Origin of the sequence: Mycobacterium sp. NPDC051804, from assembly GCF_044452905.1 — a bacterium.
Classification (GTDB): domain Bacteria; phylum Actinomycetota; class Actinomycetes; order Mycobacteriales; family Mycobacteriaceae; genus Mycobacterium.
In genome coordinates this window covers 382,002-403,928 of the sequence record NZ_JBITCD010000007.1, presented here as the reverse complement: position 1 = coordinate 403,928, position 21,927 = coordinate 382,002, and the positions used below count along the sequence as shown (strand labels likewise).

Below are 21,927 nucleotides of genomic sequence, written 5' to 3'. Positions count from 1 at the left end.
AATACAGGCAAGGAGGTCGCTGTGCCGTCATTCAGGCGCCGTGCGTCGGCGACCGACACTGATCAGCGTGCCGGGGACCCGCCCAACGAGGCGGACGGTACGACGGGTGATGCGCTGACACTGGCCGAGGAGGCTGAAGCCGAAGCGGCCGAAGCCGAGGCCGTCGCCGCCGCTGCGCGCGCGAAGGCGAAGGCGATCCGGTTGCGTCGCGAGGCAGAGGAGGCCGAAGCCAGGTCCAAGGCGGAGGCCGAGGCCGAGCTGACCGAGGAGGCACCGGCCGACGCTGTTGCCGAGCAGCCCGACACCGCCGCTGACTACGACGGCGAAGCCGAGCCCACCGGACGCCGATGGGGTCTCATCGTCAAGGTCGTCGCCATGACACTCGCGATCCTCTGCACCGCCGCGTTGATCACGGCCAGCGTCCTCATGGTCCAAGAGCACCGGAAAGCCGTCGACAATCGACAGCTCGACGCGGAATATCAAGCTGCCGGTCGGCAGAGTGTCGTGACATTGATGTCGTTGGACTTCAACAACGCGCAGGCCGACGTGCAGCGCATCATCGAGAACACGACCGGTCAGTTCAAGAAAGACTTCGAAGACCAGGCGGCCGATTTCATCAAGGTTGCCCAGGACGCCAAGGTGATCACCGATGTCAATGTCACCGCCACCGCGGTCGAGTCGATGACTCCGACCTCCGCGGTGGTGATCGTGGCCGCGACCTCCCGCGTCACCAATACCTCAGGCGCAAAACAAGAGCCGCGCGCATGGCGGCTCTCGGTCAACCTCGAACGGGTGGACGGTGGCCAGATCAAGATGTCGAAAGTCGAGTTCGTACCGTGAGCAAGAAAGACAATTCCGAACCGTCGGCGGAAGAGCCCACCGCTGAGGAGAGCACCGAGGCTGTTGAGATCACCGAGTCCGGTGAAGCCGACGAGGAAACCAGCGTTGACCACGTGGACTCGGGTGAAGAGGACGCCGAACCCGCGCGTCGCAACCGCGGACCCATCCGCCGCAACATCGGAGTCATTCTTGTCGCAGCCGCACTGGTCATTTCAGCGGGAGTGGCCGGCTGGCTGTACTTCTATCAGTACCGGGTAGACCAGCAGACCAACGTCGACTCGACGAATGTCGCGCTGGAGGCAGCGAAGACCGGCACCATCGCGTTGTTGTCGTATTCGCCGGACAGTCTCGACAAGGACTTCGCGACAGCCAAATCGAATCTGACCGGTGACTTCCTCTCGTACTACACAGATTTCACCGAGAAGATCGTCACGCCGGCTGCCAAGGAGAAGCAGGTCAAGACCGCTGCGTCGGTGGTGCGGGCCGCGGTGTCCGAGATGCATCCCGACTCCGCGACCGTGCTGTTGTTCATCAATCAGACGACGACCAGCAAGGAAAACCCCGACGGCGCGTTCGCGGCCAGCAGTGTCAAGGTCGGATTGAAAAAGATCGACGGCCGCTGGTTGATCAACACCTTCGACCCGGTCTAGCGTCTGAGCCTGTGGAGCTTTCGGCCGTTGTCCCGCTTCCGATTTCGGTTGTGGCGAACCCGGAGGCAGCATTCCTGGCGCTGGGAGCTCAACCGCCCTTGACGCGGATCGTGCGAGCGGCGCTCGACGCGGTGTCAGACTCTGAACGGGTCGTCGTTGCTGTGGCCGAGCGTCTCGTCGGCGACGCGCGGGCGGCCCTCGTATCCGAAGACCTGGCATCCGTCAGCGTCGCGCCGTTAGCCGGAGAAGCGCACCGGGCCGACTGCATCGGTGCGGCACTGGAATACCTTCGGCGAGCGTCGTTCTCGACGAGCCACGTCCTCGTTCACGACATCTCCAGTCCGTTGGCGTCGGCTGATCTTGTGAACCGTGTGGCCGAAGGAATGCGCGGCGGTGGCACAGTCGTGCTGCCGGCATTGGCGGTGACCGACAGCGTGAAATCCGTCGATATGCGCGGTTCGATCACCGCCACGGTCGATCGGTCAGTGCTGCGTGCGGTCCAGTACCCCCGCGGCTTCACTGTCGACGCGTTGGGCGAGTTGCTCGCGCGGGGCACGACCGACGAGTTCGACGAGATTGCTTTGGCCGTGAACTCTGCCGTACCCGTCACCTTCGTCGAGGGCGATCCCGATGCGTTCCGTGCCGAACTGCCGGGGGACGCAGAGTTCATCGAGGCGGTCCTCGCTACCAGGCGAGCGGAGCCTACCGGCGGGTGAGGAGACGTTCGGCGACTTCGATGTCCCGAGCGTAGGTCACTTTGAGGTTGCGCTGCTCGCCGCGAAAGGTGCGTACCTCGGCATCGGTGAATTCTTCGACGCACGAGGACGTGTCAGTGCCCTCGAACCCTTCGCGCTCGGCCGCGCGGTACGCGCGCAGGAGCGCCGGGGCGCGAAAAGCTTGTGGTGTCTGGACGCGCACCAATGTGGCAGAGCCGGTCAATGATTCGATGTCATCACCGTTTCTGGTGCGGACCACATCCGCAGCTGGAATCGCGGGGATCGCGCCGCCGAACTCGCGGGCGACCGACAGCGCGGTGACGAACATGTCGGGGCCGGCCACCGGCCGGGCGGCGTCGTGGATGACGACGACGTCGATGGCGCCGGAGTCGATGTCGGTGGCCAAATGCCGCAACACGTTGGTCTCGGACGCGTGTCTGGTGTCGCCGCCTTCGACGAACTCCACTGTCGCCGTTGGCACTTCCCGCCGCAGCGTATCCCTGGCCAGCTCGAACTCGCCGCGCCGGAACACCAACACGGTGCGCGCGATCTCAGGCACCCGTGCGAGCGTGTCGATCGACCAGGCCACCATGGAACGACCGGCGATGCGCAGATAGGCCTTGTTACCGTCGGCGCCGACCCGCGCTCCCAGCCCGGCTGCCAACACGACGGCGACGGCATGGGGCCTCGGCGTCGCGCTCATGCTCATATCTTGTCATTGCCCGGCCGCCGTCGGTTGTCAGTCTTCTGCGTGCCGGTCGTGGTCCCACCGCTCCAGGCGCGACTGCAGGGTGTAAAGGCCGATCGCGGCCAGTGGGACGCACACCGAGATGCCCAGCACCACGGCCGCGTTCATGGGGTGCTCGGTTCTGCGGAGCAACGATCGGCGATCACCTGCAGCGCGGTCTTGCGCTTGACGTGATACTGGTTGCGATCATTGGTGACCCAGCGCTCGAGCCACCTGTCGAGAAGGTCGCCGGCCCGAAGGAGCGGCAGCAGGTCGGATACCAACTGAGCGTCGGCATCGCCGTTGAGCAGCTGCTCGATGAGATCGTCGGAGTGGTGCCAGTCGACGTAGACGTCGGGGGACATCTGAAGGTATTGCGGATCCACCGTCAGCAAGGGAGCGGCGCCGGCAGGCCGTAGCCGCCACAGTGCCGATCGCAGGCTCGCGACAGCGCGGGGGAGATGGGCGTTCGGCCAAAGCTTGTCGCACACCCACAGGCGGTGCGCGGGATTGCGCTTCATCGCGACGATCGCGACGAGCCGTTGAGAAGCGGGTGGCAGTGTGACGCGCCGATCACCGTGGTAAACCGCGAAGTCACCGAGCAAACTCACTGAGAACTGGTCCACGCTTCGATCGTGCTTCCGATCGCCGGGCTGGGGCGTGAGTAGTGCACTACCCCATATCTCACCGATGTCGTGCGGATCTCGCACCGAGGATGCGGTGAAATATAGGGCGGAAAGGACGGACCATATGAGTGAAGCGCCGCAGCGACCGACGATCAACCAGCACCGGGTTCGCCGGATGACGGGACGTGATCCCGACGAACAGCACCGCGTCGCCACGCCCCTGGAGCTGCTGTTCGACCTGACCTTCGTCATCGCGTTCGGCATTGCCGCCAACGAGTTCGCCCATTTGCTGGCCGAAAACCACGTCGGCGCCGGTCTGCTCGGTTTCTCCCTCGCCACGTTCTCGGTGTGCTGGGCATGGATCAACTTCAGCTGGTTCGCCTCTGCCTTCGACACCGACGACTGGGTCTACCGGCTGACGACGATGCTGCAGATGGTCGGCGTCATCGTCATGGCGCTCGGCTTCCCACCGATGTTCGCGTCGATCGAACACGGCCAGCACGTCGACAACCGCGTAATGGTGGCCGGCTACATCGTCATGCGAATTGCCCTGGTTGGGCAGTGGTTACGCGCGGCCAGCCAGGATCCCGAACATCGGCCTGCCTGCCTGACCTATGCGCTGTGGGTGACCATCGCGCAGGTCGGCTGGTTGGCCGCCTTGCTGCTGCACACCTCGATTCCGGTGACCTTCGTCGTGGTCGCGCTGTTGATCGGGGTGGAGACGTTGGGTCCACTGCTTGCCGAGACGCGCAGGGGTGGCACTCCGTGGCACGCGCATCACATCGCCGAACGCTATGGCCTGCTGGCAATCATCGCGCTCGGCGAAGGTGTCGTCGGCACAGTGGCCTCGTTGTCGGCTGTGGTCAGTGCGCAGGGCTGGTCGTATGACGCCGCCTTTGTGGTGGTTGCCGGTATTGGGCTGACGTTCGGAATGTGGTGGTCGTATTTCGTGGTGCCACAGGCCGAACTCCTGCACGCCCACCGCGAGCGGTCGTTCTGGTTCGGCTACCTACCGATCGTGATGTACGGGGCGATCGTGGCGACGGGTGCCGGCTTGCATGTCGCCGCGTATTACATCGAGCACCACTCCAAGTTGAGCTCCGTGGAGACTGTGTTGGCCGTGGCACTGCCGGTCGGCCTGTACGTCCTTTCGATTTATGCGCTCTATTTCGTGATCGTGCGCAAGGTCTCGCTGTTCCACCTCGTGCTCTTGGTACTCACCGCGGCAGTGCTTGGCATAGCCGTGTGGTTGGCCGCGGCGGGCTTTTCGATGGCGAACTGCCTTTTGGTCGTCACGCTCGCACCGTTGGTGACCGTGATCGGCTACGAGGTCGCGGGCCATCGACACGCCGCGGCGGACATCGCCAAGGCCCTGGAACACGGCCGCTAGCGTTACCGCGGCGCGGGGTGCGGCTCGAAACCCTCGATCAGCATGCGTTCATTCTCCGCCCGCATCACGGCGCGCGCCTTGCGGCGGGTGATGAGGATGCCCACCACCGCAAGCACCCAGATGGCGTACTGAACCGTCCACGCCAGCCGGAACGACTCGAACGAGATGTCGCCCACCGCGTCGAGGATGATGCCCATGAACTGCATGACCAGCAATGACGCGATGAAGCCGCCCATGTTGACCATGCCGGAAGCGGTGCCGAGCGTCGCCCGCGGATTGAAGGTTCGGGCGAAGTCGAAACCGACCATCGATCCGGGACCTCCCACCGAGATGACCACCACCAGCACCACCAGCAGCCACAGCGGCGCCCGGCCGGGCAGCGCGAGCACCACGGACCAGATGACGGCGTTGCTGGCGATGATGCAGAGCACCAACCGCGATCTACGGTTCGGATGACGTCCGGTGAAGATGCCGATCAGGATGCCCGCGGAGATGGCGGCGAGGACCGAGAGCGTCAACAGGGTGCCCGCGATGGTTGCCGAAAGACCCTGGGCGACAGTGAGGTACGGGACACCCCACATCAGCGCGAATACCGTGACCGAGAACTGCGTACCCATATGTGTGAAGAAGCCCAGCCGTGTCCCCGGTCGCAGCCACACCGTCTTGACGCTGACCAGGATTTCGCGCAGCGATGTGGCTTCGGTTTCGACGATGCGGCCTTCGGGGGTGTCGTGGACCAGGAGCAGCGTGAGGACGATGGACAGCATGCCCAGCGCGGCCACCGAGACGTAGGCGGTGGTCCAGCCCAAGCCGGTGAGCAGGGCGAAGAAGGGGATGGCGGACAGCACCTGGCCGAGCTGACCGCAGATCCCGGTCAGCTGGGTGACCAACGGCACCTGCCGGGGGCTGAACCAGTGGGGGACCAGGCGCAGCACCGAGATGAAGGTGAACGCGTCACCCAGGCCGACGACCGCACGCGCGCCGATGGCGACCGGAAGAGATTCGGTGAACGCTAAGGCCAGCTGGCCCGAGGCCATCAGTGCGGCACCCGCGACGATCAGGCTTTTGGATCCGAATCGGTCGAGCAACAGGCCTGCCGGAACCTGCGCGCCCGCATAGACGATGACCTGGAGCACCACGAACGCCGACAACACGGTGGGGCCTGCCGAGAAACGGTCGGCCGCATCGAGGCCAGAAACCCCGAGCGTGGTGCGGTCGAGGACGGCGACGATATAGGCGAAGAGTCCGGTGGTCCACACGATCCAGGGACGCACGCCGAAACCTCGCTATTGCCGAATTTGTCTTAATGTCTGCCTCGTCATCCTCCCGCAACCGTGGGCTGGGAAGCCAATCGTTTAACGGTGAGGTCACTCACCCGATGCGACAATCCGTCGCAGGCAAAGTTGGCTACAAGATGCATTCAAACGCGATAGATATTTACCATGCAGTAAAATTTGCTGATAGCGCGCGACGACGGACTTAGCTGAAAGCCCTGTTTTTGTTGGGTGACCCTTCGCTAAATCTGCACGCTGCGCGTTACAGTGAAGCCATGAACCGTCGCGGTCCATGGCCACTCCGCGCCCCGATGCCGACCGGGGTGCTTTTCGTTGGCTGAGTACCGTCTGGATGAGCTGTCCCGCATCTCCGGTGTAAGCACCCGCAATATTCGCGCGTACCGCGAACGTGGGCTGCTGGACGCGCCGCGTCGAGTAGGCCGTTCCGCTTACTACGACGACTACCACCTGTCGCAACTGCGCACGATCAATCAGCTACTCCGTCGGGGATTCAACTCAGCCCACATCGCGGAGTTCTTCGCGAGCATGCGTCAGGGTGCCGATCTGGCTGACATCCTCGGTATCCAGCGCGCGTTGCTCGGGCCGCGAGAAGACGAGTCCGCAGCCACCGACGAGACTCCGGCAGACGACCAGCCGGCAGCCAAACCGCGCACCCTCGATATCGATCCGCACGGTGATACAGCGAACACGCTCGTTGATTACGGCTTGGCCGAACGGCGCCACGGTCGCGTCGTCGTTGCCGATCCGATGATTGCCGAAATCATCGGGCGAGCCTCGGACCAGTCGGAGTACATCCGTGCATTGATTCGGTTCTACGAGTCGTGCGGGGACGCCGCCGACCGCATGGCGATCTGTTTCGTCCGCTCGCTCGAAGAGGTCATGGCGGCCAGGCTCGGGCGAAGTCGCGAGCCGGGACCGGATGACGTCGAAGCATTGGATCAGATCACGCAGGACTTTCGCGAACTGTGGGGGCACGTCCTGTCGGACCGCCTCGAAGAGTCGATGGAGCGGCAGGTCTCGGCCGGGGCGGCAGCGGGATACTCCGGCGGCGCTCTGCTGAGCGACCTCTTGCGGCTGTAGCTGTCACACCCTACTGACGGCGGGATCACCGCCGAAGCGCTGCGCCAGCCACACCGGGATGATCGCGACGATCGTGAGCGCGGCGGCGACCACATTGATCACGGGTGCCTGGTTGGGGCGAAACAAGTTTCCGAAAATCCAGATCGGCAGTGTCTGCACTGTCGGACCGGCGGTGAACGTCGTGACGACGATCTCGTCGAAGGACAGTGCGAACGCCAGCACCGCGCCCGCCACCACCGAGCCCCGCATCATCGGGAAGGTCACGTAGCGGAACGTCTGCCACGGTGACGCACCGAGGTCCGCCGAGGCGTCTTCCAGGTTGCTCCCCATCCGGCGCAGCCGCGCCTGGGTGTTGTTGAAAACAATGACGATGCAGAACGTCGCGTGGCCGATGATGACGGTGGCCAGGCCCAGAGACATGCCCAGCGCCGACGTGAACGTCGCATTCAATGCGATGCCGGTGACGATTCCCGGCAGCGTGATCGGCAGTACCACAAGCAGACTCACAACATGCTTACCGAAAAAGTCGTACCGCTGTACGGCGACGGCAGCCATGGTCCCAAGAACCAGCGCGATGGCGGTGGCGCCGAGACCGACGACGGCCGAGTTCGCGAGCGACTGCCACATGCCGTGGCTGTTCCACGCGTCCGACCACCACCGCAGCGTGAAACCCGTCGGGGGAAAGGCGAAAGTGCGCGAGCTGTTGAACGCGTTTACGACAACGAGAAGCATCGGAGCGTAGAGGAACAGCAATACGAGCAGCGTCCAGCCTCGAGCGAGGCGACGGGCGGTGTTGGACAACATCAGATGTTCTCCAGCGCGCCCGTGCGTCGCATCGCGAGCAGATAGGCCACGATCGCCAGCAGCGGGATGACCGACAACGCGGCCGCTAGCGGCTGGTTGTTTGCGGTGACGAGTTGGCCGTAGATGATGTTGCCGAGTAACTGGGTCTTGCCGCCGACGATCGTCACCGCGATGTAGTCGCCGAGCGACAGCGAAAACGTGAAAATGGACCCTGCGGCGATGCCAGGGAACACCAACGGCGCCAACACCATTCGCAGCGTCGACCAATCAGAGGCGCCGAGGTCGGCGCTCGCGTCGAGCAGCGAGTCCGGTACGCGGGAGAACGCCACGAACACCGGCAGGACCATGTAGGGCAACCACAAATACGTCAGCGTCACGATGGTGGCGGTCAGACCGTATCCGGGGGTGTAGTCGGTCGCCCAGACCAGCGGGCCCTCGGGAGACATGAGCATGCGCCACGCGTATGCCTTGACCAGATAGCTGGCCCACAACGGGGTTGTCACCGCGACCACGAGCGCCAGCCGCACCCGCGGCGATGCGACCTTGGCCATGTAGAACGCCAGCGGCACCGCGAGCGCCACGCAGATGATGGTGACGGCCAGCGCGACCGATACGGTGCGCACCGCCGCGGAGCGGAAGAGGTCATCAGTCGCTACCCGCACGACGTTGTCGAGTGTGAACGTGTGCACCACCGCGCCGGTGAAGGCATCCGTACTCCAGAAGGCCGAAACCAGAAGCACGGCAAGGGATCCAAGATATGCGATCACCAGCCAAGCCATGGGTGGCGCGAGCAGTAAGCCGAGGCCGACGCGCCGTCGTACCGAAACCGACGGGCCGGCGGCGCGCCGCATCACCCCTTGATCTGCTGCCATTTGTCGACCCACTCGTTGTAGGCCGTGCAGTTGTCCCCGCTGCCGTCGACGCAGTTCTTCTGCGGCGTGGTCCAGTAGTGGATCTTGGCGGCGAAGTCTTCGTCGGTTGCGTGGTAGATATCGCAGAAATCGGGTTCGGTGGTGTGCTCACACGCTTCGGGGTTGGCCGGCGCCTCACCGAAGTATTCGGCGACCTCGGCGTTGACCTCCGGTGAGGAGATCCAATTCATCCACTTGTACATGCAATTGGGATGCGCGGCCTTTGACGAGATCATCCAGGTGTCCGACCATCCGGTCGAACCTTCCTTGGGCAGGACGGTGTTGACCTGCACTCTGTTGTCCGCCCCGATCATGTTCGCGATGACCTGCCACGTCGTGCCGATAACCGAGGTGCCCGATTCGAACGCCTGCACTTCTTTGGTGTAATCCGACCAGTACTCGCCAATGCTCTCCCGCTGCTTCTTGAGCAACTCGGTTGCCGCGTCGAGTTGTTCGGGGGTCAACGAGTACGGATCCTTGATGCCGAGTTCCGGGTTCGACTTCGACAGGTACAGCGCCGCGTCGGCGATATAGATGGGGGAGTCGTACGCGGTGACCTTGCCCTCGTACTTGCCCGCATCGTCAAAGACCGCCGACCACGAGTTCGGCGCATCACGCACGACCTCGATGTTGTACATCAACAGGTTGGCGCCCCAGCCGTGCGGGATCCCATACATCTTGCCGTCCACCGAATTCCACGGCTTGTCCTTCAGGAACGAGGAAATGGACGCGTAGTTCGGCACGAGATCGGTATTCACCGGCGCGACGTCACCGGCGTAGATCAGCCGCAGCGTCGCGTCACCGGACGCGGACACCCCGTCGTACTGACCGCTGCGCATCAGCTGCACCATCTCGTCGGAGGTGTTGCCGATCTTCACGTTGACCTGGCATCCGGTCTGTTGTTCGAACGGCGTCACCCAGTCGGCAGTGTTGTCATTCGAACCGTCTTCGGCGTAGCCCGCCCACGCGATCAGGTTGAGCTCGCCCTCGCCGTCCCCGACGGCGGACAGCGGCTCCAACTTGGGCGGCGGCTCGCCTCCGCCGGTTTGGTTGGAGCAACCGCCTGTGCCGGCCAGCACGAGTGCGGCGCAGGCGGCGAGCACAAGTCTGACTCGTGACTTTGACGGCATCCCTACTCCTCGTTCGTCAGTGTGTGGACCGCTTTCTCGGGCCATGCCAACGTGATCTGGCTGCCGTGGTGCAGGTCGGGCGGCAGCCACGTGCTGGCGGTGAGGACCGTGGCGGTCAGGTCGACCCCGATCTGCGTGTGTGCCGTGATCCGGGTGGTGGGCCCGGCATAGATGAGCTCGGTCACCGTCGCTTCGACCGTGCGCACGCCCGGCACCGAGTCGGTACCGGCAGCGAAGACGCCGATCCGCTCAGGCCGAACCACGAACATTCCGGCCCGGCCGATGAGCACTTCGGCCGCGGCACCGTCGAGCACATTCGAGGTGCCGACGAAATCCGCGACGAATCTGTTGACCGGGCTTTCGTAAACCTCGCGGGCCGCGCCGACCTGCTCGATGCGCCCGTGATTGAAGACCGCGAGCCGGTCGCAGACGCTGAGCGCCTCGTCCTGGTCATGGGTGACGATGACGAACGTGATGCCGACTTCACGCTGGATCGACTTGAGCTCGATCTGCATCTGCTCGCGCAGCTTGCGGTCCAGCGCACCGAGTGGCTCGTCGAGCAGCAACACCCGCGGCTGCCCGACGAGTGCGCGCGCGAGCGCGACGCGTTGACGCTGCCCGCCGGACAGCTGTTCGGGGCGTCGTGGCGCGTGCTCGGTGAGCCGGACCATGTCGAGCGCGTCGGCGGTCCGACGCCTGCGTTCGGCCTTGGGCACCCCGCGCACCTTCAAGCCGTACTCGACGTTCTGCGCGACGGTCATATGAGGGAACAGCGCGTACTCCTGGAACACGGTGTTGACATCGCGGCGCTGTGCGGGAAGGCCGGTGACGTCGAGGCCCCCGAGCCGGATCTCACCGGCGGTGGGCTGCTCGAATCCTGCGATCATGCGGAGGACGGTGGTCTTTCCGGAACCGGACGGGCCGAGGATCGCGAACAGTTCGCCGTCGGTGACGGCGAGGTCGGCGTTCTCGACGGCGACGACGCCGCCGAATTCTTTTCGCACGCCGATCAACTCGACCTGAGGATCTCGAGCGTCACCAGGGACATTCACAGCGGATCCCGCGCTGATCGTGTCCGACGGCATGGCCAAATCGTATGAACTGGGAGGTCGCGCCGCAGTTCATCGCGGATTTCATACCGGCGCTTGTTCCGTCATATCTCCGACTCTCGCGGACACGTACTTCATACGGTCCGTGACGAATCTTGATGCAGCTGTGACCAGTGGCGTTGTCGTGAAATCTGATACAGCTGTCGTACTCTGTGGCACGTGTCAGTTTCCCGGCGTGACGTGCTGAAAGGCGCTGCGGCCCTGCCCGCTGCGCTCGCCGCCGGCGCCGGCCTGCAGGCGTTGGCCTCCACGGCTGCGCCCGCGACGGCGTCGGCTGCACCGATGGGCGTCCTGCTCGACTACGCCGCCGGTGTCATCAGCGCTAGCGACATCAAGGCCTCGGGAGCGTTGGGCGCCATCAGGTACGTCTCGGATCGCAGGCCCGGCGGCGCGTGGATGCTTGGGAAGCCGATCCAGCTGGCTGAGGCACGTGACCTCTATCAGAACGGTCTCAAGATCGTGTCCTGCTACCAATTCGGCAAGCAGGACACCGCGGACTGGCTCGGCGGGCAGAACGCCGGTGTCGCGCACGCCAAGCGGGGCTGGGAACTCCACGTCGCCGCGGGTGGCTCCTATGGGGCGCCGATCTACACCTCAATCGACGACGATCCGACCTACGAGCAGTACAAACAGCAGGTCGCGCCGTACTTGCGTGGGTGGGAGGCGGTACTGGGGCATCAGCGCACCGGTGTCTACGCCAACTCCAAGACCATCGAATGGGCGATCCAGGATGGGTTGGGGGCGTGGTTCTGGCAGCACAACTGGGGATCGCCGGGGAAGATCGCTCACCGCGCCGCCCATTTGCACCAGGTCGAGATCGACAAGCGTTCGGTCGGGGGCGTCGGCGTGGACATCAATCACATCCTGCAGCCCCGTTTCGGGCAGTGGGACTAAAAACCTTACCGGCCGGTAAGTAGAGCCAGCAAACTTTCTGTCGTGGCCGGCGCCTCAGACAAGACAAATCGTGTCCAGTTGTCGACTTGGCGCTCTGCGACGCCGCAGTTCAAAAGTGCGAAAATTTTCACATAACGATTCGATAACAATACTGCCTTGATCAGCGCTGTTACACCTACTCGACCGTAACCACCCGCATGCAGGACGTTTGTACCGGATAGGTTCGGCCCGTTTCGAGCCACGCGTTATCGAACGGCCTGTTACCCGTGCGTAGAACTCGCTAGTAACCATTTCGGGGGCGAAAATGGTCGTGGTTCTTATGCCAGTCTTAGTACGGCTGGAGTGTCCGCTGGACCGGATGAACGAGTCGGAATTCGACATCGAGATTCAACGCTGAATCGCTTGGCCTCCGCGGGGGAGCGCAGGCCGCCAGCTTCCAGAGACGACACAGCCCACAGACGACGAGCGATACGCGCTAGACGGTACCGAGGAGAAAACAAGACGTGACAATCAACGAGCAGCGCCGGGTGACCACCGCCTCAACCACCGAACGCCCGGGAGCCCGTCAGCCGGCGCAGGCGCTCGTTGATCGGCTGAATGCCGGTGAACCGTACGCCGTCGCGTTCGGCGGCCAGGGTGCTGCCTGGCTGGAGAACCTCGAAGAACTCGTCAGCTCGGCCGGCATCGAGTCCGAACTGAGTCAGATTGTCGCCGAGGCCGAACTGCTGCTCGAGCCGGTGGCTCGCGAACTGGTCGTGGTGCGCCCGATCGGCTTCGAACCCATGCAATGGGTCCGCGCGCTGGCCGCCGAGGAGCCGCTGCCCCCGGCCCGTCAGCTGACCTCCGTGGCGATTTCGGCCCCCGGCATTTTGCTCAACCAGATCGCCGCTATCCGCGCGCTTGTCCAACAGGGCCTCGATCTGTACGGCGCCCCGCCGGTGGCGATGGCCGGCCACTCCCAGGGCAAGTTCGCGTGCACCGCGCTGGCTGCCAAGGGCGCCCGTGACGCCGAGATCTTGGCGATGCTGCAACTCGGCGGGGCCGCCGGTTCGCTGATCTCGCGCCGCCGGGGCATGGTGGGCCGTGGAAGTAAGACGCCGATGGTGTCGGTGACCAACGCTGACCCCGATCGGATCGGCGAGTTGCTCGAGGAGTTCAGCAAAGACGTCCGCACCGTACTTCCGCCCGTGCTGTCGATTCGCAACGGCAGGCGTTCCGTCGTAATCACCGGGACGCCGGAGCAGCTCGGTCGATTTGAGCTCTACTGCAGCAAAATCACCGAGCGCGAAGAGGCCGAGCGGAAGAACAAGATCCGCGGCGGCGCCGTCTTCGCTCCGGAGTTCCACGGCATCCAGGTCGAGGTCGGTTTCCACACGCCTCGCTTGACCCCCGCAGTCGACCTCATCTCCGAATGGGCCGCGCGCACACAGCTCGATCCCGAGCTCACCCTCGACTTCGCCGAATCGGTCTTCGTCAAGCCCGTCGATTGGGTTGCCGAGATCGAGCGACTGCACGCCTCCGGGGCCAAGTGGATCGTCGACCTCGGCCCCAGCGACACTGCTACCAGGCTGACCGCACCAATCGTGCGCGGTCTGGGTGTCGGCCTGATCCCCGCTGCGACCCGCGTAGGTCAGCGCAACCTGTTCACCGTCGGTGCCGAGCCCGAGGTGCTGCCCCCGTGGTCGAGCTTCAAGCCGACCACCGTGCAGCTGCCCGACGGCTCGGTGAAGTTGTCTACCAAGTTCACCCGGCTGACCGGGCGTTCGCCGATCCTGCTCGCCGGCATGACCCCCACGACCGTCGACGCCAAGATCGTTGCCGCGGCGGCCAACGCGGGCCACTGGGCTGAGCTGGCCGGCGGCGGTCAGGTCACTGAGGAGATCTTCTCCGACCGCATCGCCGAACTCACCACCCTGCTCGAGCCGGGCCGCGCCGTGCAGTTCAACACCCTGTTCCTGGATCCCTACCTATGGAAGCTTCAGGTGGGCGGAAAACGGTTGGTGCAGAAGGCCCGTCAGTCTGGTGCTCCCATCGACGGCGTCGTGGTGAGTGCCGGCATCCCCGATCTAGAGGAAGCCGTCGAGCTGATCGACGAGCTGAACACCGTGGGCCTCAGCCACGTGGTGTTCAAACCCGGCACGGTCGGGCAGATCAAGTCGGTAATCAATATCGCCACCGAGGTGCCCGGCAAGGATGTCATCGTGCACATCGAGGGTGGTCGCGCGGGCGGCCACCACTCGTGGGAGGATCTCGACGATCTGCTGATCGCGACATACGCCGATCTACGGAAGCTGTCGAACATCACCATCTGCGTCGGCGGCGGCATCGGCACACCCGAACGAGCGGCGGAGTACTTGTCGGGTGAGTGGTCCAAGGCATACGGATTTCCCGAGATGCCGGTCGACGGGATTCTCGTCGGGACCGCGGCCATGGCCACCCTGGAGGCCACCACCTCGCCGGCCGTCAAGCAGATGCTGGTCGAGACCACCGGCACCGATCACTGGATCAGTGCCGGAAAAGCCAACGGCGGCATGGCTTCCAGCCGCAGCCAGCTGGGCGCGGACATCCACGAGATCGACAACACCGCATCCCGTTGCGGCCGACTGCTCGACGAGGTCGCCGGTGACGCGCACGCCGTCGCGGTGCGCCGTGACGAGCTGATCGCCGCGATGGCCAACACGGCCAAGCCCTACTTCGGCGACATCAGCGATATGACCTATCTGCAGTGGCTGAACCGGTACGTCGAGCTGACGATCGGTGACGGCGACAGCACCGCCGACACCGCGACCCCGCGCAGCCCTTGGATCGCCGACACGTGGCGCGACCGATTCACCGACATGCTCAAGCGCGCCGAGGCGCGACTGCATCCGCAGGACTCCGGCCCGATCGAGACGCTCTTCGCGGACACGGCCGAAGGTCAAGCGCTGCTGGAGGATCCGCAGACCGCGATCGATCGGCTGCTGCAGCGGTACTCGGATGCCGCGACGCTGAAGCTGCACCCGGCCGACGTGCCGTTCTTTATCACGTTGTGCAAGACGATGGGCAAGCCTGTCAACTTCGTGCCCGTCATCGACAAGGACGTGCGGCGCTGGTGGCGCAGCGATTCGTTATGGCAAGCCCATGACGCGCGCTACACCGCCGACCAGGTGTGCATCATCCCCGGCACGCAAGCGGTTGCCGGGATCACGCGCGTTGATGAGCCTGTCGGCGAACTGCTGGACCGCTTCGAGCAGGCGGCCATCGACGAGTTGCTCGCCGCAGGTGCCGAGCCGGCGCCGGTGGTGTCCCGCCGCCAGGCGCGCGAGGATGTCACCGGTGCGCTCGCGGTCGTGCTTGATTCGCCCGACGTGCTGTGGGCGGGCCGCACCGCCATCAACCCGGTGCACCGCATCGGTGCCCCAGACGAGTGGCAAGCCAACGAAAACCGCAGCGCCACACACCCGTCCACTGGTGCGCGGCTCGAATTGAATGGCGAAACCGTTACGCTGAGTGTCCCGCTGAGCACCATCTGGATCGACATCCGCTTCACGCTGCCATCGTGCACCGTCAACGGCGGCATGCCGGTCGTGACCGTCGAGGACGCATCGAACGCGATGCGCTCTGTCCTCGCGATAGCCGCAGGTGTCGACGGTCCCGACGCGTTGCCGCCTGTGCATGACAACACTGCGACGGTCAACGTCGAATGGGATCCCGAGGAGGTAGCCGATCACACCGGTGTCACCGCCACGTTCGGGGCGCCGCTGGCGCCGGGTCTCACGCTGGTCCCCGACGCGCTCGTCGGCAATTGCTGGCCCGCGGTTTTCGCAGCCATCGGTGCCGCGGTCACCGACGACGGAAGCCCTGTCGTCGAAGGTCTACTGAGTCTGGTGCACCTGGACCACGCCGCCCATCTGCTTTCGCCGCTGCCGAAGTCGGCCGCCCAATTGACGATCACCGCAACGAGTTCGGCCGCCTTCGACACCGAGTACGGACGTGTCGTGCCGGTCACCGTCGACGTCGCCGACGCCGACGGCAACGTGCTGGCGAAGCTGGAGGAACGGTTCGCCATCCGGGGCCGTACCGGTTGGGCAGAACTGAGCGACCCGCCGCGCGCCGGTGGTGCGATCACCGACAACGCGACCGAGACGCCTCGTCGTCGCCGGCGTGACGTCACCGTCGCGGCACCGACCGACATGCGTGCCTTCGCGGTCGTGTCCGGGGACCACAACCCGATCCATACTGACCGCGCCGCCGCGCTGCTGGCGGGGCTGAAATCGCCCATCGTGCATGGCATGTGGCTTTCAGCGGCGGCCCAGCACGTCGTCGCCGCGACCGACGGCAAGGCCGCACCGCCGGCCCATGTGGTCGGCTGGACGTCGCGATTCCTGGGCATGGTCCTCCCCGGCGATGACATCGACTTCAGAGTCGACCGAGTCGGCATCGACCGCGGCGCAGAGATCGTCGAGGTCGCGGCTCGCGTCAACAATGAGCTAGTGATGTCGGCGACGGCACAGCTGGCAGCCCCAAAGACCGTCTACGCGTTCCCCGGCCAGGGCATCCAGCACAAGGGCATGGGCATGGAGGTCCGCTCCCGGTCCAAGGCCGCGCGAAAGGTGTGGGATGCCGCCGACAAGTTCACCCGTGACACGCTGGGCTTCTCGGTGCTGCACGTGGTGCGGGACAACCCGACCAGCCTGATCGCCAGCGGTGTCCACTATCACCACCCCGACGGCGTGCTGTTCTTGACGCAGTTCACCCAGGTCGCGATGGCGACGGTGGCGGCCGCCCAAGTGGCCGAGATGCGGGAGCAGGGCGCGTTCGTCGAAGGTGCGCTGGCGTGCGGCCACTCCGTCGGTGAGTACACGGCATTGGCTTGTGTCAGCGGTGTCTACGAGCTGGACGCGCTGCTCGAGGTGGTGTTCCACCGCGGCAGCAAGATGCACGACATCGTCCCGCGCGACCACCTGGGTCGGTCCAACTACCGGCTGGCAGCGATCCGGCCGTCGCAGATCGACCTCGACGACGACGACGTGCCCGGATTCATCGACGAGATCTCTGAGCGCACAGGCGAATTCCTGCAGATCGTCAACTTCAACCTGCGGGGCTCGCAGTACGCCATCGCGGGTACGGTGCGCGGTCTCGAGGTGCTCGAGGAAGAGGTCGAGCAGCGTCGTGAGATCACCGGCGGTAAGCGCTCGTTCATCCTGGTGCCCGGCATCGATGTCCCGTTCCACTCGTCCGTGCTGCGCGTCGGTGTCGCCGACTTCCGGCGCTCACTCGAGCGCGTCATGCCGCGCGACGCGGATCCCGACCTGATCGTCGGCAAGTACATCCCCAACCTGGTTCCGCGGCCGTTCACGTTGGATAAGGACTTCATTCAGGAAATCCGCGATCTGGTGCCGGCCGAACCGCTCGACGAGGTCCTCGCCGACTACGACACCTGGCGGAATGAGAAGCCCAGCGAGTTGATGCGCAAGATCGTGATCGAGCTGCTGGCATGGCAATTTGCCAGCCCGGTGCGCTGGATCGAGACGCAGGACCTGCTCTTCATCGAGGAGGCGGCAGGCGGCCTCGGCATCGAGCGGTTCGTCGAGATCGGCGTGAAGTCCGCGCCGACCGTGGCCGGCTTGGCCACCAACACGCTGAAGCTGCCCGAGTATTCGCACAGCACCACCGAGGTGTTGAACTCCGAGCGTGACGCCGCGGTGCTGTTCGCCACCGATACTGATCCCGAGCCGGACCTCGACGCCGACGACAGTGGCGACGAGGCACCCGCGGCCACCGAAACCGCGGCGCCGGTCGAGGCCGCACCCGCGCCCGCCGCCGCACCTGCGGCACCCTCGGGTGGTCCGCGTCCAGACGACCTGGTCTACGACGCCGCCGACGCCACCACGGCGTTGATCGCGCTGTCGGCGAAGATGCGCATCGATCAGATCGAAGCGCTGGACTCCATCGAGTCCATCACCGACGGTGCGTCGTCACGACGCAACCAGCTGCTCGTCGACCTCGGCTCTGAGCTCAACCTCGGTGCCATCGACGGGGCCGCGGAGGCCGATCTGGCTGGACTGAAGGGACAGGTTACCAAGCTGGCGCGTACCTACAAGCCTTACGGCCCAGTGCTTTCCGACGCCGTCAACGACCAGCTCCGAACGGTCCTCGGCCCGTCGGGCAAGCGGCCGGCGTACATCGCCGAACGGGTCAAGAAGACCTGGGAGCTCGGCGACGGGTGGGTCAAGCACGTCACCGTCGAGGTGGCGCTCGGCACCCGCGAGGGCTCCAGCGTCCGCGGTGGCGACCTGGGTGGCCTGCACAGCGGTGCGCTAGCCGACGCCGCCAGTGTCGACAAGGTCATCGACGCCGCAGTGGCATCGGTGGGCGCACGCAAGGGCGTGGCGGTCACACTGCCCGCCGCCGCCGGCGGTGGGGGCGGCGTCGTGGATTCCGCGGCGCTCGGCGAGTTCGCCGATCAGGTGACCGGACCCAACGGTGTGCTGGCCTCGGCGGCGCGGTTGATCCTGGGCCAGCTCGGCCTTGAGAAGCCGGTCAGTGCGCCCGAGGCGACGGACGCCGAGCTCATCGATCTGGTCACTGCCGAATTGGGTTCGGACTGGCCGCGTTTGGTGGCGCCGACGTTCGACGGCCGCAAGGCGGTGCTGTTCGACGACCGCTGGGCGAGCGCACGTGAGGATCTGGCCAGGCTCTGGTTGCTCGAGGACGGCGAGATCGACGTTGACTGGCAACGTCTTTCCGAGCGGTTCGAAGGTGCCGGCCACGTCGTCGGTACCCAGGCCACCTGGTGGCAGGGCAAGGCATTGGCGGCGGGCCGCAACATCCACGCATCGATCTACGGCCGCGCCGCGGCCGGAGCCGAGAATCCGGGCAAGGGCCGTTACAGCGACGAGGTCGCGGTGGTGACCGGTGCGTCTAAGGGGTCCATCGCCGCGTCGGTGGTGGCCCAGCTGCTCGACGGTGGAGCGACGGTCATCGCGACGACGTCGAACCTGAACGACGACCGGCTAGCGTTCTACCGCGACCTCTACCGGAACAACGCCCGCTTCGAAGGCAAGTTGTGGGTCGTGCCCGCCAACATGGCGTCCTACAGCGACATCGACGACCTCGTGTCGTGGGTCGGTACGGAGCAGACGGAAAGCCTTGGGCCGAAATCCATTCACCTCAAGGACGCGCTGACGCCGACCCTGCTGTTTCCGTTCGCGGCACCGCGCGTGGCAGGCGACCTGTCGGACGCGGGATCGCGCGCCGAGATGGAGATGAAGGTTCTGCTGTGGGCCGTGCAGCGGCTCATCGGTGGGCTGTCGCACGTCGGCGCGGAACGCGATATCGCCGCGCGCCTGCACGTCGTGCTGCCGGGTTCCCCGAACCGCGGCATGTTCGGCGGTGACGGCGCCTATGGCGAGTCCAAGTCGGCGCTCGACGCGCTTGTGACCCGCTGGAAGGCCGAATCGTCGTGGGCGCAGCGGGTTTCGCTGGCACATGCGCTGATCGGCTGGACCAAGGGCACGGGGCTGATGGGCCACAACGACGCAATCGTCGGTGCGGTCGAGGAAGCCGGTGTGGTCACGTACACGACCGAGGAGATGGCGAGGATGTTGCTCGCCCTCTGTGACATCGAGTCCAAGGTCGCGGCGGCGCGTGAGCCGCTGCAGGCGGACCTGACCGGTGGCCTGGCCGAGGTCGAGCTCGACCTCGCCGAGCTGGCCGCCAAGGCCCGTGACGAGCAGGCCATGGGCAGCGCCGAGAGTGCTGACGAGGAGGACGACGAGCAGGGCACGATCCGCGCGCTGCCGTCCCCGCCGCGCGGCTTCCGGTCGGCACCGCCGCCGGAGTGGGCCGATCTCGACATCGATCCCGCCGACATGGTGGTGATCGTCGGCGGCGCCGAGCTGGGACCGTACGGTTCGTCGCGCACGCGCTTCGAGATGGAGCTCGACAACGAGCTGTCGGCCGCCGGCGTGCTGGAGCTGGCGTGGACGACCGGCCTGGTCAAGTGGGAGGACGATCCCACGCCGGGTTGGTACGACACGGAGACAGGCGATCTCGTCGACGAGGGCGAACTTGTCGAGCGCTATCACGACGCCGTCGCCGAACGTGTGGGCATCCGCGAGTTCGTCGATGACGGTGCGATCGACCCCGATCACGCGTCGCCGCTGCTGGTTTCGGTGTTCCTCGACAAGGACTTCACCTTCGTGGTGTCGTCCGAGGAGGAAGCGCGGGCCTTCGTCCGGTTCGACCCGGACCAGACCGTCATCACCCCGGTGCCCGACAGCACCGACTGGCAGGTGACGCGCAAGGCCGGCACCGAGATCCGCGTGCCGCGCAAGGTGAAGCTGACGCGCACCGTCGGCGCGCAGGTGCCGACCGGGTTCAACCCCGAGGTGTACGGCGTGACGCCGGACATGACGAATTCCATTGACCGGCTTGCGTTGTGGAACCTCGTCACGACGGTCGACGCGTTCCTGTCGGCGGGCTTCACCCCGGCCGAGCTGATGCGTTGGGTGCACCCCAGCCTGGTGGCCAGCACTCAGGGCACCGGCATGGGCGGCATGACGTCGATGCAGACGATGTACCACGGCAACCTGCTGGGCAGGAACAAGCCGAATGACATTCTGCAGGAGTGCCTGCCCAATGTGATCGCAGGTCACGTCGTTCAGTCCTACATCGGCAGCTACGGCGCGATGATCCACCCGGTCGGCGCGTGCGCCACCGCGGCGGTGTCGGTCGAGGAGGGTGTCGACAAGATCCGCCTCGGGAAGGCGGAATTCGTCGTCGCCGGCGGCTACGACGACACCACGCTGGAAGCCGTCATCGGCTTCGGTGACATGGCGGCCACCGCGGACACCGAGATGATGCGCGCCAAGGGCATCAGCGACTCGATGTTCTCGCGCCCCAACGACCGTCGCCGACTCGGGTTCGTCGAGGGACAGGGTGGCGGAACCATCCTGCTCGCCCGTGGGGATCTGGCCTTGAACATGGGTCTGCCCGTGCTCGCGGTCGTTGGCTACGTGTCCTCCTTCGCCGACGGTGTGCACACCTCGATCCCGGCTCCGGGTATCGGTGCGCTGGGTGCCGGTCGCGGAGGCCGTCGCTCGGAGCTGGCCCGCTCGCTCGCGAAGCTGGGGGTCGGCGCCGACGACATCGCGGTGGTGTCCAAGCACGACACCTCCACGCTGGCCAACGATCCGAACGAGACTGAATTGCACGAGCGGCTCGCCGATTCGCTGGGCCGCTCGCCGGGTGCGCCGCTGTTCGTGGTGTCGCAGAAGAGCCTGACGGGTCACTCGAAGGGTGGCGCGGCGGTATTCCAGATGATGGGCATGATCCAGATGTTGCGCGACGGCGTGCTACCGCCGAACCGGAGCCTGGACTGCGTCGACGACGAGCTCGCCGGTGCCGCACACCTCGTGTGGCTGCGCGACAGCCTCAAGTTCGGTGACAAGTTCCCGCTGAAGGCCGGTCTGATCACCAGCCTCGGGTTTGGCCACGTGTCCGGTGTGATCGCGCTGGTGCATCCGCAGGCATTCGCGGCGGCGCTGAGCCCCAAGCAGCGTGAGGACTACAAGCGCAGGGCCGATTCGCGCATCCTCGCGGGTCAGCTGCGGCTGGCCTCGGCGATCGCGGGCGGACAGCCGCTATACGAGAAGCCGGACGGCCGTCGCTTCAACGGCGATTCGCCGGAGAAGCGGCAGGAAGCCGCGATGCTTCTCGACGAGACGTCACGGCTGGGCGACGACGACGTGTACATGCGTTCAGGGCAGTGA

General features: G+C 65.4%; 14 protein-coding genes. 7 read left to right on the top strand and 7 right to left on the bottom strand.

Features of this window, described 5'->3' with window-relative positions:
- Positions 1 to 21 precede the first annotated feature (21 nt).
- Genes ACIA48_RS27830 through ACIA48_RS27820 form a run of 3 tightly spaced genes read left to right on the top strand, consistent with a single transcriptional unit; the run spans position 22 to position 2,206 of the window.
- Positions 22 to 840: a hypothetical protein gene (locus ACIA48_RS27830; protein ID WP_396739137.1), complete on the top strand. Its 819-nt coding sequence runs from the start codon at positions 22 to 24 to the stop codon at positions 838 to 840.
- The gene (locus ACIA48_RS27825; RefSeq protein WP_396739136.1) at positions 837 to 1,490 is read left to right on the top strand and encodes a hypothetical protein; all 654 of its coding nucleotides are present in this window, start codon (positions 837 to 839) and stop codon (positions 1,488 to 1,490) included. Before ACIA48_RS27830 ends, ACIA48_RS27825 begins: the two co-directional genes overlap by 4 nt.
- 11 nt (positions 1,491 to 1,501) lie before the next feature.
- Entirely contained in the window at positions 1,502 to 2,206 is a 705-nt protein-coding gene (locus tag ACIA48_RS27820) for a 2-C-methyl-D-erythritol 4-phosphate cytidylyltransferase (protein ID WP_396739134.1), read from the top strand.
- Here the strand turns inward: ACIA48_RS27820 and ACIA48_RS27815 are convergent.
- Positions 2,193 to 2,915, bottom strand: a complete 723-nt coding sequence (locus tag ACIA48_RS27815; protein ID WP_396739132.1) for a 2-C-methyl-D-erythritol 4-phosphate cytidylyltransferase — start codon at positions 2,913 to 2,915, stop codon at positions 2,193 to 2,195. The genes ACIA48_RS27820 and ACIA48_RS27815 overlap by 14 nt on opposite strands.
- Positions 2,916 to 3,058: 143 nt before the next feature.
- Complete coding sequence (locus ACIA48_RS27810; protein ID WP_396739130.1) at positions 3,059 to 3,559, bottom strand: transcriptional regulator; 501 nt, start codon at positions 3,557 to 3,559, stop codon at positions 3,059 to 3,061.
- Between the two features lie 124 nt (positions 3,560 to 3,683).
- Here ACIA48_RS27810 and ACIA48_RS27805 point away from each other — a divergent pair, with 124 nt between their 5' ends.
- Entirely contained in the window at positions 3,684 to 4,949 is a 1,266-nt protein-coding gene (locus ACIA48_RS27805) for a low temperature requirement protein A (protein ID WP_396739128.1), read from the top strand.
- 2 nt (positions 4,950 to 4,951) lie between these two features.
- On the opposite strand, the gene ACIA48_RS27800 is transcribed toward ACIA48_RS27805, so the two are convergent.
- Positions 4,952 to 6,223, bottom strand: a complete 1,272-nt coding sequence (locus tag ACIA48_RS27800; RefSeq protein ID WP_396739127.1) for a nitrate/nitrite transporter — start codon at positions 6,221 to 6,223, stop codon at positions 4,952 to 4,954.
- A gap of 333 nt (positions 6,224 to 6,556) precedes the next feature.
- Between ACIA48_RS27800 and ACIA48_RS27795 the strand changes: the two genes are divergently transcribed.
- Complete coding sequence (locus tag ACIA48_RS27795; protein WP_396739125.1) at positions 6,557 to 7,324, top strand: MerR family transcriptional regulator; 768 nt, start codon at positions 6,557 to 6,559, stop codon at positions 7,322 to 7,324.
- A gap of 3 nt (positions 7,325 to 7,327) precedes the next feature.
- Here the strand turns inward: ACIA48_RS27795 and ACIA48_RS27790 are convergent, their stop codons facing one another.
- Genes ACIA48_RS27790 through ACIA48_RS27775 form a run of 4 tightly spaced genes read right to left on the bottom strand, consistent with a single transcriptional unit; the run spans position 7,328 to position 11,254 of the window.
- A complete protein-coding gene (locus ACIA48_RS27790; protein ID WP_396739123.1) occupies positions 7,328 to 8,128 on the bottom strand; it encodes an ABC transporter permease in 801 nt (266 codons plus the stop codon).
- Positions 8,128 to 9,000 carry an ABC transporter permease gene (locus ACIA48_RS27785; protein ID WP_396739121.1) on the bottom strand — a complete coding sequence of 291 codons (873 nt, stop codon included), beginning with the start codon at positions 8,998 to 9,000 and terminating at the stop codon, positions 8,128 to 8,130. Before ACIA48_RS27785 ends, ACIA48_RS27790 begins: the two co-directional genes overlap by 1 nt.
- A complete protein-coding gene (locus ACIA48_RS27780; RefSeq protein WP_396739119.1) occupies positions 8,979 to 10,169 on the bottom strand; it encodes an ABC transporter substrate-binding protein in 1,191 nt (396 codons plus the stop codon). The genes ACIA48_RS27785 and ACIA48_RS27780 overlap by 22 nt, the downstream gene beginning before the upstream one ends.
- A gap of 2 nt (positions 10,170 to 10,171) precedes the next feature.
- Positions 10,172 to 11,254 carry an ABC transporter ATP-binding protein gene (locus ACIA48_RS27775; protein ID WP_396739117.1) on the bottom strand — a complete coding sequence of 361 codons (1,083 nt, stop codon included), beginning with the start codon at positions 11,252 to 11,254 and terminating at the stop codon, positions 10,172 to 10,174.
- A gap of 183 nt (positions 11,255 to 11,437) precedes the next feature.
- Between ACIA48_RS27775 and ACIA48_RS27770 the strand changes: the two genes are divergently transcribed.
- Positions 11,438 to 12,172 (top strand): DUF1906 domain-containing protein, encoded by a 735-nt coding sequence (locus ACIA48_RS27770; protein WP_396739115.1) that lies wholly within the window; start codon positions 11,438 to 11,440, stop codon positions 12,170 to 12,172.
- Positions 12,173 to 12,675: 503 nt separating this feature from the next.
- Entirely contained in the window at positions 12,676 to 21,927 is a 9,252-nt protein-coding gene (locus ACIA48_RS27765; RefSeq protein WP_396739113.1) for a fatty acid synthase subunit beta domain-containing protein, read from the top strand.

What these genes read in the sequence shown, in the direction of transcription:
- ACIA48_RS27815 (WP_396739132.1), bottom strand. Translation starts at nt 2,915, where the DNA reads ATGAGCATGAGCGCGACGCCGAGGCCCCATGCCGTCGCCGTCGTGTTG.
- ACIA48_RS27805 (WP_396739128.1), top strand. Translation starts at nt 3,684, where the DNA reads ATGAGTGAAGCGCCGCAGCGACCGACGATCAACCAGCACCGGGTTCGC.
- ACIA48_RS27790 (WP_396739123.1), bottom strand. Translation starts at nt 8,128, where the DNA reads ATGTTGTCCAACACCGCCCGTCGCCTCGCTCGAGGCTGGACGCTGCTC.
- ACIA48_RS27785 (WP_396739121.1), bottom strand. Translation starts at nt 9,000, where the DNA reads ATGGCAGCAGATCAAGGGGTGATGCGGCGCGCCGCCGGCCCGTCGGTT.
- ACIA48_RS27780 (WP_396739119.1), bottom strand. Translation starts at nt 10,169, where the DNA reads ATGCCGTCAAAGTCACGAGTCAGACTTGTGCTCGCCGCCTGCGCCGCA.
- ACIA48_RS27775 (WP_396739117.1), bottom strand. Translation starts at nt 11,254, where the DNA reads ATGCCGTCGGACACGATCAGCGCGGGATCCGCTGTGAATGTCCCTGGT.